Here is a 13,472-nt window from a genome sequence, read left to right as displayed (position 1 = left end):
TTTTATGGAGTATTTAAACAGCAAGCTGGAATGCTTAAAAGTGAATCATACTGCTGTAAATGCCAATCAGTAGGGTAGGGTGAGCAGCCTAAAATATGCTAATAAGCTTAAAAAAACATCGTTTTTAAAAATTGGAGACAGGATATGTCAAAAAAACTGAGCAGGATAATACGAGAAAAATACAGTAAATTGAATATAGGGTATGTCGCACAATTATATTTATGAATCATCAGTTCAAAATATGGGTATTTATTAAATAAATATTGGGTGGTATTTTAAAAAAGTTCAATTAGAATCCAAAAATTCATAACAACGCATCTGGGGGAAACATCGGGTTATTTACGATGTTTACTTGAAGAAAAATTAGCTTGAGGAACGCTCATGCAGATTGGAATCCCAAAAGAATCTGTCGTCGGTGAAAACCGCGTAGCCGCTACGCCAGAGACAGTAAAAAAGTTGATTAGTGCTGGTCATAGTATTGTCATTGAACGAGGCGCTGGTAAAAAAGCGGCTTATATTGACAGTGCTTATGAACAAGTCGGCGCTAAAATTACAGATGATGCCTATACAGGTAGTCAAATTATTTTGAAAGTTCGTGCACCACAAGGTGAGGAAATTCAAAAGCTTGCCGCTGGAACAGCTGTGGTAGCAATGTTTGACCCATACCGTAATACTGAACTTGACCAATTTGCGTCACAACAAGTGTCTGCATTTGCGTTAGAGCTTTTGCCACGAACACTGTCTCGTGCGCAAAATATGGATGTATTGTCTTCTCAAGCCAACCTTGCAGGTTATAAGTCGGTGTTATTGGCCGCTGCGGAATATCAACGTATGTTCCCAATGCTGATGACCGCTGCAGGTACTGTGAAACCCGCTCGTATCGTAATTATGGGTGTGGGTGTCGCAGGTCTTCAAGCCATTGCAACTGCAAAACGCTTAGGCGCAGTTGTTGAAGCAACAGATTTACGTCCAACTGCACGTGACCAAGTCGAATCGCTTGGTGGTAAGTGGTTAGATGTACCGATGTCTGATGAAGAAAAACAAAAAGCTGCCGATGCTGCTAAAAATGGTTATGGCTGGATGCCAGGCGAGCAATATATTCAAGACCAAGCCATCATCGTAGATAAAGCCGTGTCAAATGCAGACATCGTGATAACCACTGCGTTGTTGCCAGGTCGTGATGCACCTCGCTTAATCAAAGCTGAAACTGTTGCCAAAATGAAACCGGGTTCAATCATCCTAGATATGGCGGTTGAATCAGGCGGCAATGTTGAAGGTTCTAAGAATGGTGAAAATGTTGTCACTGACAATGGCGTGACGATTTTAGGTATTCCAAATATTCCTTCTACAGTATCGACAGAAGCTTCGGCACTGTATGCACGTAATGTTTTCAATTTCGTAGAAACTTTGTTTGATCAAGAGAAAAACTTTGCCATCAATCAACAAGACGAAATTCAAAAAGCACTTCTAGTAACTCATGGCGGTCAAGTACTGCTGAAGCGTGGTTAAGGAGAGTCATCATGGTTGAAACTATTACTATTTTCGTCTTAGCCATCTTTGTTGGTTACTACGTGGTTTGGGGTGTCACACCTGCATTGCATACGCCGTTAATGGCAGTAACCAATGCATTGTCCTCAATTATCGTTGTGGGTGCGATGATACAAACAGTTGGAATTCCTGGTGTTGTAGATGCAAGTGTACAATTCCAGTCCGTGAATGTTGTTAGTGTACTTGGTGCAATTGCAGTGTTCTTGGCAAGTATTAACATTTTTGGTGGCTTCGCAGTGACTGCACGTATGCTTGAAATGTTTAAGCCAAAACAAAAGAAAAAAGAGGGCTAATCTATGGAATTTATTCGAGAATATGCGGATTGGTTCTACCTTGTAGGTGCTGTCCTTTTCATCTTAACCTTACGTGGTCTTTCAGGCCCTAAAACTGCGATTGCTGGTAACCGTTACGGTATGATCGCTATGGCGATTGCAGTAATCACCACATTCTTTGTCGCAGATCATCCTGTTGTATGGATGATTGGTGGTGCAATGGTGTTGGGTGCAATTGTCGGTATTGCGCGTGCACGTACAGTTCCAATGACACAAATGCCAGAAACAGTGGCATTGATGCACTCACTTGTTGGTTTGGCTGCGGTATTAATTGCAATTGCTGCAATTTTACATAATAACCAACTGACTGCTTTGTTTGCACAAAACGAATCTGCTTTAACCGCTGCTGGTGTACAGCATGCGCATATGAGTAAAGTTCATTTATTTGAATTATTCGTCGGTTGCTTCGTTGGTGCGATTACCTTTACTGCATCTGTATTTGCTTATGGTAAGTTAGCTGCAAAGAAATGGGCAAAAACCATTTCAGGTGCTTGGGTTAAACCTGTTCAAGCGATCATTTTCCTGGCTATGCTGGCGTGTGGTGTGTATTTCTTTACCACAGGCAACATGCAAGCATTCTGGGCAATGACTGCACTGGCATTGGCATTTGGTTGGGTTTGGATTGCACCAGTCGGTGGTGGTGACATGCCAGTGGTGGTTTCACTACTGAATTCATTCTCTGGTTGGGCTGCAGCAGGTATTGGTTTCACACTTGAAAACAACATGCTGATTGTTGCGGGTTCACTGGTGGGTTCATCAGGTGCGATTCTGTCTTACATCATGTGTAAAGCAATGAACCGTTCAATCATCAATGTATTGTTTGGTGGTGCGATGGGTGGTACGGCTGTAGCATCGGTTGATAAAGGTGAGCAAGTTCAACGTAATTACCGTTCTGGTTCTGCAGATGATGCGGGCTTCTTGATGTCAAATGCAGACAGCGTTGTGATTGTACCGGGTTATGGTATGGCGCAAGGTCGTGCACAAAACGCAGTGAAAGAATTGTGTGAAATCTTGAAAGAGCAAGGTGTAAAGGTTCGTTTTGCAATCCATCCAGTTGCGGGTCGTATGCCTGGTCATATGAATGTATTGTTGGCTGAAGCTGATGTTGCATATGAAGACATCTTGGAAATGGACGAGATCAACTCTGATTTCCCAGCGACTGATGTTGTACTGGTAATTGGTGCGAATGACGTTGTTAACCCAGCGGCTAAAGATGATCCAAGCTCACCAATTTATGGCATGCCGATTCTTGAAGCACATAAAGCACGTACCATTATGGTAATCAAGCGCTCTATGGCAACAGGTTATGCAGGTTTAGACAATGACTTATTCTACAATGACAAAACCATGATGATCTTTGGTGATGCTAAGAAAGTTGTTGAAGAGATGACAAAAGCAATCAATGGTGGTGGGCACTAAGCCGCTATCGGATTAAATCCACCCCAACCCTCCTTTGATAAAGGAGGGAGCCTAACCGCCTTCGGGCGGTTTTTTATTTAAGCAATTTTAATGCTATGATTTTGATAAAATTGACTGAATAAAAAATGATGAATCAACCATTTAAAATAATCTGTAAAAGCTTGGGCATCTATCTGGCATTTTCCTTGTCTATAACGCATGCACAAGTTTTTGAAATTCAAGATGGCTCTAAACACTATGATGCCGTAATTGATATTGCATGTGAAAAAGATGAATGTGGGGCTAAGGCCGAAGTAAAGCTATTTAAAAAGGGCAGTAAAGCGGTATTTCAAGCATTTCACTCTGATGAATTGACCATGTATTTGGATGAAAAGTTTAAACCGAGTGTTAATGTTATACAGCTTTATGGCGAACAAAGTCCTTTGATTTTTGATGATTTTAACTTCGATGGAACAGAAGACCTCGCGATTAGAAACGGCAATTATGGTTCTTATGGCGGTCCTGTGTATGACATTTATGTATTTAATCAAAGCAAGAATAAATTTGTTTTAAGTCAGGAACTGTCTGCACTTACTCAAGAAAATTTAGGCATGTTCGAGCTAGACAAAAAGCGCAAACGTATCATCACTTTTAATAAAAGTGGCTGTTGCTACCATATTCGTTCTGAGTATCAAGTTGTACCTAGAAAAGGTTTATTGCTGGTTCGAGAGTTTATTGAGGATGCTACTTCACCCAAAGGTGATCAAGTTGAAGTCACGGATCGTAATTTGATTAATGGAAAATGGAAGGAAAAGACCAAGTATTATCCAACTGCAAAATATTATGCTCAGTAGTCACAATTTACCTCGTATACCTATTCTGTATTGATATCGCTATATGATGTAAATCGACAGATGCTGAATTGTGGGATAGCGTAAGGTTTTATGAATAGAACAACTTCTTTGCGTTGTGATGTTAGATTTTAAGCATAAAAAAGCCCATCCAAAGATGAGCTTTTTTAATTAAAACTGAAACTTAATGAGGAATATGCTCTTCATCTTCGAATTCAGGTTTAACTTGTACGATAAAGTCTTGACGGTTAAGACCACGCCACAATGCAAATGCAGTACCAATATAGATTGAAGAATAGGTACCTACAAATACACCAATAAACATGGCAACTGAGAACCAGTGTAAGCCATCACCACCCAAGAACATCATTGCAAGTACAACCAGCAATAATGTCATCGAGGTATGAATGGTACGTTTTAAGGTTTCAGTTAAGGCAATATTCACAATTTCTAACGGTGTCGCGCCACGAATCTTACGGAAGTTTTCACGGATACGATCCGATACAACAATGTTATCGTTTAACGAGAAGCCGATTAAGGCAAGAATAGCCGCTAAAACAGTAAGGTCAAATGGCCATTGCATCATTGCAAAAATACCAATCGTTACGATCACATCGTGCAGTAATGAAAGCACTGCACCAACTGCAAGTTTAAACTCGAAGCGAATGGTCACGTAGATCAGCATAAGTAGCATTGCAAGCGCTACAGCACCTGCAGAGCGTAAATATAGCTCATTACCGACTTGACCACCGACAGAGTCAACTTTGTGAACAACAGCAGTGTTATTTGGCAATTGAACTGCTTTGGTGATGGTATTGCTTAAGTCTTCAACTTTAAGGTCTTGCGCAGGCATACGTACAATTAAGTCTTTGTTTGAACCTAATGTTTGTACAACTGCATCTTTAAAGCCGGCTTTATCCAAATTCGAAATCACGTCTGCTGGTTTTGCTGCATATTGATAGTTTAATTCTGCAGAAACACCACCAGTAAAATCTAAACCAAGATTTAAGCCTTTGGTTGCAATAAAGAAGATACTTGCAATGGTCAAAAGGATTGAGATGATTGCCGCTGGTTTGGCAATCTTCATGAAATTAATTACATGCTCATCATCTGGGCGACCATATTTCTTTTTCGGTTGAGTCACATCAGTCATCTTCGATCTCCTATATGCTCAACTTATTCAAGTTACGTTTTCTGCCATATACCAATTGGACAATTGCACGTGTTACTGTAATTGCAGTAAACATTGAGCAAATAATACCAATCATCAGCGTTACAGCGAAGCCTTTGATCGGACCTGTACCAATAGCAAACAGAATAAATGCAACCAAGAATGTGGTTAAGTTTGAGTCGAGAATGGTGTTGTAGGCTCGATCATAACCGGCAATAATGGCCTGTTTGGGCGAGGCCCCCCAGCGCATTTCTTCTCGTATTCGCTCACAGATCAGTACGTTGGCATCGACCGCCATACCAATGGTGATTACGATACCTGCAATACCTGGTAAGGTCAGTGAAGCCCCGATCCAAGACATGATGGTAAGAAGCATTGCTAAGTTAATCACTAATGCTACATCAGCAATTAAACCAAATAGACGGAAGAACACGATCATCCAGATTGCAACAAGCAGGAAGCCAACTTGAGTTGATAATACGCCTTTGTCGATGTTCTCTTGCCCCAAACTTGGACCAACAACACGTTCTTCTACAAAGTACATTGGTGCAGCTAAAGCACCAGCACGTAACATCAATGCAAGTTCAGCCGCTTCTTGAGGAGAATCTAAACCGGTAATACGGAAAGATGAACCTAAAACCGCTTGAATATTTGCAGCATTGATTACCACAGATTCAGTATATGGGGTACGAACTTCTGTCATTGCACCTGTAACTGGATCAGCAACAGAGGTGATTTTTTGTTTATTTTCAATAAACAAAACCGCCATACGTTTGCCAACAGCAGTACGGGTTGCGTCTGACATCAACTTACCACCAGCAGTATCTAAAGTAATATTTACTTCAGCGCCACCACTATCTTGGCTAAAACCACTTGATGCATTTTGTACACGTTCACCCGTAAGGATACGGCTGCGATTTAATAACAGTTCACGACCACTGTCCAAAGATTCGTAAGCAAAAACTTCAGTACCTGGCGGTAAAGGTTGACCATTATATTTACCTGTGAAACGGTCAATATATTGATCATTTAAATCAGACACTAAACGGAATTCAAGGTTTGCAGTACGCCCCAAGACACGTTTAGCTTCGGCAGTATCTTGTACACCAGGCAATTCAACCACAATACGGTTGCTACCTTGGCTTTGTACCAATGCTTCAGCCACACCTAACTCATTAATACGGTTACGTAAAGTCGTTAAGTTTTGGTTAAGTGCATAAGATTGAATATCTTGCTTGGTCGCATCGTTATAAGTCAACTTAAGCGTAGAACCTGTATCCGTTGCTAAAGCTTGTTGATTGAACTTATTCCCATCACGACGTAAAAAGTCCATTACCGCTGCACGGTCATCATTATTTGCAAACTGAATCGTAATGGTATTGTTGTTCAATGAAAGACTATTAAATTTAATCTTATTGTCACGAAACTCACGACGTAAGTCTGTTGCTGAGGTTTCCATACGTTGTGCAATAGCTTTGTCCATATCTACTTCAAGTAAGAAATGAACACCACCACGTAAGTCCAAACCAAGCTTCATTGGCTTAGCGCCAATTTTTTGCAACCACTCAGGTGTGGTTGGTGCAAGGTTTAATGCAACGGTATAGTTCTCACCCAAACCTTTGCTGAGGACATCTTTTGCTTTTAACTGTGCTTCAGACGTATTTAAACGCAGAAGGGCAGCATTGTTGGTGAAGGTATTATCATGACTGCTAATATTTTCACTTTTTAAAATTTGCTCTGCTTTTTGTATGACAGACTGATCAATTGTGGTACCAGCCTTGGCACCAGAAATTTGAACAGCAGGTTCGTCAGGATACAAACTCGGCAGCGCATATAATGTACTGATCACTAGTACCACTAGAATCAATATATATTTCCATGCAGGGTAACGCATTCGCTTTCTTCTTAAAATGAAAAAGTCGTGCTAAGTGCACGACCGTTTTATGATTAAAGGTTATTTAATGTGCCTTCAGGGAGTACTGAAATAACACTTGCACGTTGAACTTTGACTTCATTTCCTTTGCTTAATTCAACCACTGCAAAGTCGCCATCAATTTTTAGGATACGACCCATTAAGCCGCCTGCAAAGACAATTTCACTGCCAACACCTAAGCTTTCGATTAAAGTACGGTGTTCTTTTGCACGTTTTGCTTGAGGACGCCAGATGAGAAAATAAAAGATTGCAACAAATACTACAATCATCAATATGTTTGCCATCATGCCTGGGCCTTGTGCAGGCGCTGCTGCAGCGTGAGCAGAAGAAATAAATAAGCTCATTCTAATTTCCTAATGTTAAAAATTATCTGCCATTTTCATGGCTTTTAAATTGACTTGTTCAGCAATTTACCTTGTCTTGGGTTTCAGCGCAAATACTGTTGAATTAATCTTCAATTCAACTTTATATTGGGGCATTAGTCAGCAGGACAAGGAGGAACTTCTAAACCGCGACGTTGATAGAAATCAGTCACGTATTCATCAAAAGTTCCCTGATCTAAAGCATCACGAATATCTTGGGTAAAACGTTGGTAATAACGTAAATTGTGGATCGTGCCCAACATCGAACCGAGCATTTCACCGCATTTTTCTAAATGGAATAAATAAGCACGAGTGAAGTTGGTACAGGTATAACAGTCACAATGTGGATCCAGAGGACTTTGATCATGACGATATTGGCTGTTACGAATCCGAACCAAACCATCGGTAACAAAATAATGACCATTACGTGCATTTCGAGTTGGCATGACACAGTCGAACATATCGACACCGCGACGAATTGCTTCAACGATATCTTCTGGTTTACCCACACCCATCAAATAACGTGGTTTATCTTCTGGCATTTTTGCAGGTAGATAATCCAAAACTTTGATCATTTCTTCTTTGGGTTCACCCACAGATAAACCACCAATCGCAAAGCCATCAAAATCAATTTCTTTAAGACCGTTTAAAGACTCTTCACGAAGGTCTTCATACATGCCGCCTTGAATGATTCCAAACAATGCGTTTCTATTTTTTAAAACATCGTGATGTTGTGTTTTACAACGCTTCGCCCAACGTAATGACAGTTGAAGCGATTTTTGTGCTTCTTCATGGGTTGCTGGATATGGCGTACATTCATCAAAAATCATCACAATATCTGAGTTCAATGTATGTTGAATATCCATTGAAATTTCAGGAGATAAAAAGACTTTTGAACCATCAATAGGTGAGCGGAAAGTCACCCCTTCCTCTTTGATTTTACGCATAGCGCCGAGACTGAAGACTTGGAAGCCGCCTGAATCAGTAAGAATCGGTTTGCCCCACTTCATAAACTCATGCAAACCGCCGTGTTCACGGATAACATCTAGTCCAGGACGTAAATAAAGATGGAAGGTATTGCCTAAAATAATTTGTGCTTTGATGTCTTCGATATCGCGTGGCAACATGCCTTTAACTGTGCCATAAGTTCCCACAGGCATGAACACAGGTGTTTCAATCACACCATGTTCTAAAGTTAAACGACCACGACGAGCACGCCCCGACTGACCTAATTTTTCAAACTTCATAAATAACCTAAATCTGGCGAAAAAACAGTTCGCTGATTGATAATTGCAAAAGGGGGCTATTTTCCCTGATTTTATGGTCGAATACCAGTCATGTTGTTTTTCATAATGTTAAATTTAAAATTATTGATTTAGCGCCTTGAACATCAATAGGTTGATAGGAGAATCATTTTTTTTATCGTTGAATAATTATTGTTTGAATATCAAGGTATTATTTTTATGCAGCTCAAAAGCGAATAGTGGTTCACTTTTGAGCTTAGATTTGGACAAGATAGAAAATTAGTCTTTTGCCTTACGACCGATAATGATCAAGGCGATAATTCCCAGAATCATGATGAATATTCCATAATGATTCCAAAAATTACGTTGCATTTTATTTTCTTGGTATTCAGGGTTTTTACTTAAGGTTGAAATGACATCATCAGGTAATTCATAAAACGTATCTGGTTCTGCATCAGTCATACCGACCAAGGTGCAGTCCCATGTTTTGACATCTGCCCATAAGATCCCAAAGTGACTACATTTATACCCTGCATTTAAACTTTTAAGATCTTCATATTGACTTAACACCTCTTGTGGAAATGGGCCAACCTTAAACATTTCATCGCCTGTATTGAAAACTAACAGGCCTTTCGCTTGAGCAGGGGCTTGCCAAAGAAAACACAGACATAACATCATGAATAATTTTTTTAACATTAGATTTACTCCAATCTTTAGATTGTCTTTTTATTAAGTTGATCATTTTAAGTTGATCGTTTTGTTCTAAAAATAGTCATTTTTTAGCGGTCTGAAAATATCAGAAAATGATCAAAATGTCATTTTTTTATGTTGAAAATAAACAGGATTATGACTGAATTTTTTATTTAAATTCCACATGGTGATTTAGGTGATATGTTCCGAGTCAAATATACTCAATCACCATAATCGATTCCTGTTCATGGCTTAAAAGCTGATCCAAAAAAATTATTGAATTTATCAAACTGATTTAGCACTTGTTCAACCTTGGCAATCCGTTGTTCTAAACTTCCTGTTAAAGCAATGTATGGAATCCGACGTTGTTTGAGATCCGCAATAATTTGCTGATGAAAAATAGCTCTTTTTTGTGGGCCGCTACGATCCCAAGTGTCGTCATAAGCAATATCATCTTCACACAAGAAAAATAAGTCATAGCGTTGTGCATTTTCGAGTGCAAGTTGTTTGAGATGTTCTGGTAATCGTCCATGATAATCCATACAAAACATCGCTGTGGTTATCGCGTTGGTATCTACAAATAAATAACGGTTTGCATCTAAAGTGGCCTGATCTTCATAGGCGATATGACGATCTGCAATAATGTTGAAATCCTCAAAACCGATACGACGATCAACTTGGTGAGTTTCCCAATATTCACGCCCATATTCTGGGGCAAAAGTTGTTGCATACTTTTTCGCAAGTGCTTCAACCAAGGTAGACTTGCCTGTAGACATTGCACCGACAAAGACGACTTTGCTAATTAAATCTGCATAGACACAGTTGGGAATAAATTTTCGATTTTGAAAGGCATTTGCTCGAATCATTGTAGCGGAGATCGGCACCTGTAAACGTGACTCATCCACTCTACGATCAATTGCATTGAGTGCTGTGCTGACATGCTCACCATAAAATTCACTACTATAAAAATGCGAAATTTTCACACCATTGAGCTTTTGAATGATGTAATTTTCTTGTTCTATTTCAAACGCCCGATCATTGGAATAACCCTCAGGCCCATCCCATGCTTCAATTACATGAATTTGAGGAAATAAATCACGGATCCATTGGGCGCGAATGTTTAAGGGGATGCTTGTAATTGAACTTTGATAGATCAATACATACAGCTCATCCACCTCTTGTAATGCTGTTTCAAATACATGCACATGACCTGCATGTAAGGGCGCATATTTACCGAGTGTGAGTCCGATTTTTTTCATAGTTTTTAAATTCAATAGGATGAGTTTGAATAGTTTTGTGCCAGTTTGTTCCAGTTATAGTAGCCATAGATGGCATTGATCAGAAAGGCCGACCACATCAATAACATCATTGCACCATCACCACTCCCATCAATGGTCCGGATCGCCCACATTAAAATACTGAAGATATTTAAAGTAATATAGAACCACCATTGTTCTTTAAAACGCAGCAGCATCAAAATCGTTGCTGTGATTGCAAGAATATTGGTGGTTGCATCGATATAAGGCGTATTTTGAGTGGCAATTTGGGCAAGAAGATAACCGAGTATCGCAATACAACCTATATTGCTCAGGATGATCAAAATCAAATAAGCCTGCCGAAGGGTATAGGCCTGTTGTAATTGTTTTTCTTTGGTATGTTGCTGCCAAAGTAGCATGCCGATCAAAGCGGTTGGGACAAAGAATAAGAGATTCAGTCCCATTTCGCCATAAAGCCCGTTGTTATAGCAAATCCATGCATAAGCACAGCTATTAAATAAACCAAAACTATAATTGAGAATATTGCCTTTTGCTGCTAATACCACACAGAGAATTCCGCTGAGTAATACCACGAAATTAAACCATGTATCGTGTTGAACTAAGGTAATGATACAGCCGATGAAAATAAAACTAAAAAGCCAAACAATTTCAAATACATTCCAGTTTTTGAAAAGAAGGCGAAAGGGAGGGGTGGAAAAGATTTTCAACATAGGGTTGGTAATTCTAAGTAATGCTGTTGGTGTTATTTGCTGGTAATTTATACCCGATTTAAATCCTACAGACGATTTGAAATTTTAGTTTAATCGCATGCAAGGACTGGACTGTTGCCCATTGTTTTTTACCAAGCCTGTTGATAAATCCATTGTGATTATTTGTTTTTTACGTATTTATTTAAGTGATGTTTGATTAAAGAACCTTCCCAATATTTCTTTGGGAAGGATGGGTTTTTCCAATAATATAGAGTAAAGCTTAGTTAAAATTAGGCTTGTAATCAAAATTCTGAGTAACCACATTGTCGGAAAATGGACGAATTGTTTTCTTTGCCAAAGTAATGGTATTGATCATATTGTTTGGGAAAATTTCGATGGTGTTATTAAATTCTTCAACATTACGGTTAAAGATGGTGATTGCTGCACCGACATTTTCATTTTGTTCTTGAATATCATCCATCATTTTTGCATACAAAGTATCCGCTTTGAGTTCAGGATAATTTTCAACCACCACATTTAAACTTTTCATTAAATCTTGATTGAGTTTTTCAACATGTTGTAGTTGAGAAACATCGGTATTGTTTAGATTTAGATTCAAAATTTGCTGACGTAACTCGGTCACTTTTTCCAAAGTTGATTTTTCAAATTGTGTATATTGTGCCAAAGTTTGCTCTAAAGTTTCCAGTGTTTTTACTTTCTGACGTTCAAAGTTGGCAACTTCAGCCCATGCGCGTTGTGTCGCATTGAAATAACGCACAATGTTATTTCTGACCAGAATACCCCAAACGATCAGAACAATAAAAATCCCAATAAATATGATTAAACCCATTTTGATTATTCCTTTTGATTTATGAAATCAAGTTTAGCATGCACTGTTTAAATTTTTCATATTCAGGCATGGTTAATGTTCTTAAATGTCCACGAAGTGCTGAAATATCCTGAAGCTTTTGTTTTTTACGACGAATGCGAAAGAGATCTTGATCTCCCATATAGCACAGCATATTTTCTTCAAAATGATAAACAATATCACCTGAATAGTGTTGAAAAAAATCACTTAATTTTAAGGTGATACTTGGACTAATGGTACGGGCAAGTTGATGTTGATCATAGCCAAAAATATATAAATTTTGACTGACCAGAATATCCGCAGTTTTCCATATTTGGGTATAGGGCGGAATAAATTCATGATGTTTATTACTGGCGGCAAAGCCGAGGGCGGGTAATTGAAAAATAAAAGCACCCCATTGGTTTTTACGAGTTTCCTTAATTATCTGTTTTTCACCCTGGGTATTGGGCAGTGAAAACTCATCGACATAATGATAATGAAATAACATCACATGATGTTCTTGTTCACCATCAAACCATTTGGTGGATGCAAATTGTTCAATCTCATTCAACACATTGCCTTGCGAAAACAACGGAAAACTTTGTTTTAACTTGCTCATGACCAAAAAGCTATTGCTTGTTGTGGAGATATGACTTGGGGTTTTATTAAAATCTAATTCGTAGCGGAGAAACATCATGCGCTGTTCTAAAAAATTGATGACTTCATCAATTGGATCGCTTTGCTCATAAATTAAATAAGCGCCAAAACAGCATAACAAGGCTGCTAATAGACTCAGTGGGTAGGGAATATAGTGATGAATCAGCCAACCAAAAATTGCAGTCAGTACCCCAATCATAAACAGCAGTCTGGGGATGAGGTTATGAAAAAATAACTCTCTACATTCTCCCCACGGATGTAAGCCATCTAAAATATCTTGTGCAGATTGAGCCTGTTGTCCAATTTCCCAAAGCCGAGCGATATTGCGCATCACATGTTTATTTTTTCTTGTGCGTAGGTGAAGTAATCGCTCAACGGTTTCTATAGGCATGGCAAATAATCATGATTGAAGTCTATTAAAGTTCGAATTCCAGATTGATCAGTATGCGATAAATTATTGTATCGACAAAGTA

General features: G+C 39.0%; 13 protein-coding genes. 4 read left to right on the top strand and 9 right to left on the bottom strand.

Annotated elements, in window-relative coordinates; translation table 11 throughout:
• Window positions 1–381 precede the first annotated feature (381 nt).
• The 4 genes from PYV58_RS18955 to PYV58_RS18940 all read left to right on the top strand — a co-directional run bounded on the left by PYV58_RS18955 (window position 382) and on the right by PYV58_RS18940 (window position 4,132).
• Window positions 382–1,509: a Re/Si-specific NAD(P)(+) transhydrogenase subunit alpha gene (locus PYV58_RS18955; protein ID WP_004723168.1), complete on the top strand. Its 1,128-nt coding sequence runs from the start codon at window positions 382–384 to the stop codon at window positions 1,507–1,509.
• 11 nt (window positions 1,510–1,520) lie between these two features.
• Window positions 1,521–1,841 carry a proton-translocating transhydrogenase family protein gene (locus PYV58_RS18950; protein ID WP_004723166.1) on the top strand — a complete coding sequence of 107 codons (321 nt, stop codon included), beginning with the start codon at window positions 1,521–1,523 and terminating at the stop codon, window positions 1,839–1,841.
• 3 nt (window positions 1,842–1,844) lie between these two features.
• Window positions 1,845–3,299, top strand: coding sequence for an NAD(P)(+) transhydrogenase (Re/Si-specific) subunit beta (locus PYV58_RS18945; RefSeq protein ID WP_034609879.1), 1,455 nt, complete (start codon window positions 1,845–1,847; stop codon window positions 3,297–3,299).
• A gap of 125 nt (window positions 3,300–3,424) precedes the next feature.
• Window positions 3,425–4,132 carry an FG-GAP repeat protein gene (locus PYV58_RS18940; RefSeq protein WP_034609882.1) on the top strand — a complete coding sequence of 236 codons (708 nt, stop codon included), beginning with the start codon at window positions 3,425–3,427 and terminating at the stop codon, window positions 4,130–4,132.
• A 181-nt stretch (window positions 4,133–4,313) separates the two neighbouring features.
• On the opposite strand, the gene secF is transcribed toward PYV58_RS18940, so the two are convergent.
• From secF to PYV58_RS18895, 9 genes are all read right to left on the bottom strand, one after another.
• Window positions 4,314–5,282 (bottom strand): protein translocase subunit SecF, encoded by a 969-nt coding sequence (secF, locus tag PYV58_RS18935; protein ID WP_004723159.1) that lies wholly within the window; start codon window positions 5,280–5,282, stop codon window positions 4,314–4,316.
• Between the two features lie 10 nt (window positions 5,283–5,292).
• On the bottom strand, window positions 5,293–7,194 hold the full coding sequence (secD, locus tag PYV58_RS18930) for a protein translocase subunit SecD (protein ID WP_004723158.1): 1,902 nt from the start codon (window positions 7,192–7,194) through the stop codon (window positions 5,293–5,295).
• A gap of 53 nt (window positions 7,195–7,247) precedes the next feature.
• The gene (gene yajC / locus PYV58_RS18925; protein ID WP_004723156.1) at window positions 7,248–7,577 is read right to left on the bottom strand and encodes a preprotein translocase subunit YajC; all 330 of its coding nucleotides are present in this window, start codon (window positions 7,575–7,577) and stop codon (window positions 7,248–7,250) included.
• 134 nt (window positions 7,578–7,711) lie between these two features.
• Window positions 7,712–8,842 (bottom strand): tRNA guanosine(34) transglycosylase Tgt, encoded by a 1,131-nt coding sequence (gene tgt / locus PYV58_RS18920; RefSeq protein ID WP_004723155.1) that lies wholly within the window; start codon window positions 8,840–8,842, stop codon window positions 7,712–7,714.
• 276 nt (window positions 8,843–9,118) lie between these two features.
• Window positions 9,119–9,535 (bottom strand): hypothetical protein, encoded by a 417-nt coding sequence (locus tag PYV58_RS18915; RefSeq protein ID WP_034609892.1) that lies wholly within the window; start codon window positions 9,533–9,535, stop codon window positions 9,119–9,121.
• Between the two features lie 239 nt (window positions 9,536–9,774).
• Window positions 9,775–10,788, bottom strand: coding sequence for an AAA family ATPase (locus PYV58_RS18910; protein WP_034609896.1), 1,014 nt, complete (start codon window positions 10,786–10,788; stop codon window positions 9,775–9,777).
• Window positions 10,789–10,799: 11 nt separating this feature from the next.
• On the bottom strand, window positions 10,800–11,516 hold the full coding sequence (gene pnuC / locus PYV58_RS18905) for a nicotinamide riboside transporter PnuC (protein ID WP_034609901.1): 717 nt from the start codon (window positions 11,514–11,516) through the stop codon (window positions 10,800–10,802).
• A 259-nt stretch (window positions 11,517–11,775) separates the two neighbouring features.
• On the bottom strand, window positions 11,776–12,345 hold the full coding sequence (locus PYV58_RS18900; protein ID WP_004723147.1) for a LemA family protein: 570 nt from the start codon (window positions 12,343–12,345) through the stop codon (window positions 11,776–11,778).
• 19 nt (window positions 12,346–12,364) lie between these two features.
• Window positions 12,365–13,390 (bottom strand): membrane protein, encoded by a 1,026-nt coding sequence (locus PYV58_RS18895; RefSeq protein WP_034609904.1) that lies wholly within the window; start codon window positions 13,388–13,390, stop codon window positions 12,365–12,367.
• Between the last annotated feature and the right edge of the window lie 82 nt (window positions 13,391–13,472).

This window comes from Acinetobacter sp. TAC-1 (assembly GCF_029025845.1).
In the GTDB taxonomy this organism is placed as follows: domain Bacteria; phylum Pseudomonadota; class Gammaproteobacteria; order Pseudomonadales; family Moraxellaceae; genus Acinetobacter; species Acinetobacter guillouiae.
This window is presented reverse-complemented; position numbering and strand designations above follow the sequence as displayed.

Bases quoted from the DNA above. Each gene is read 5' to 3' on its own strand.
- PYV58_RS18955 (WP_004723168.1), top strand. From the start codon at position 382: ATGCAGATTGGAATCCCAAAAGAATCTGTCGTCGGTGAAAACCGCGTA.
- PYV58_RS18950 (WP_004723166.1), top strand. From the start codon at position 1,521: ATGGTTGAAACTATTACTATTTTCGTCTTAGCCATCTTTGTTGGTTAC.
- PYV58_RS18945 (WP_034609879.1), top strand. From the start codon at position 1,845: ATGGAATTTATTCGAGAATATGCGGATTGGTTCTACCTTGTAGGTGCT.
- PYV58_RS18940 (WP_034609882.1), top strand. From the start codon at position 3,425: ATGATGAATCAACCATTTAAAATAATCTGTAAAAGCTTGGGCATCTAT.
- secF (WP_004723159.1), bottom strand. From the start codon at position 5,282: ATGACTGATGTGACTCAACCGAAAAAGAAATATGGTCGCCCAGATGAT.
- secD (WP_004723158.1), bottom strand. From the start codon at position 7,194: ATGCGTTACCCTGCATGGAAATATATATTGATTCTAGTGGTACTAGTG.
- yajC (WP_004723156.1), bottom strand. From the start codon at position 7,577: ATGAGCTTATTTATTTCTTCTGCTCACGCTGCAGCAGCGCCTGCACAA.
- tgt (WP_004723155.1), bottom strand. From the start codon at position 8,842: ATGAAGTTTGAAAAATTAGGTCAGTCGGGGCGTGCTCGTCGTGGTCGT.
- PYV58_RS18915 (WP_034609892.1), bottom strand. From the start codon at position 9,535: ATGTTAAAAAAATTATTCATGATGTTATGTCTGTGTTTTCTTTGGCAA.
- PYV58_RS18910 (WP_034609896.1), bottom strand. From the start codon at position 10,788: ATGAAAAAAATCGGACTCACACTCGGTAAATATGCGCCCTTACATGCA.
- pnuC (WP_034609901.1), bottom strand. From the start codon at position 11,516: ATGTTGAAAATCTTTTCCACCCCTCCCTTTCGCCTTCTTTTCAAAAAC.
- PYV58_RS18900 (WP_004723147.1), bottom strand. From the start codon at position 12,345: ATGGGTTTAATCATATTTATTGGGATTTTTATTGTTCTGATCGTTTGG.
- PYV58_RS18895 (WP_034609904.1), bottom strand. From the start codon at position 13,390: ATGCCTATAGAAACCGTTGAGCGATTACTTCACCTACGCACAAGAAAA.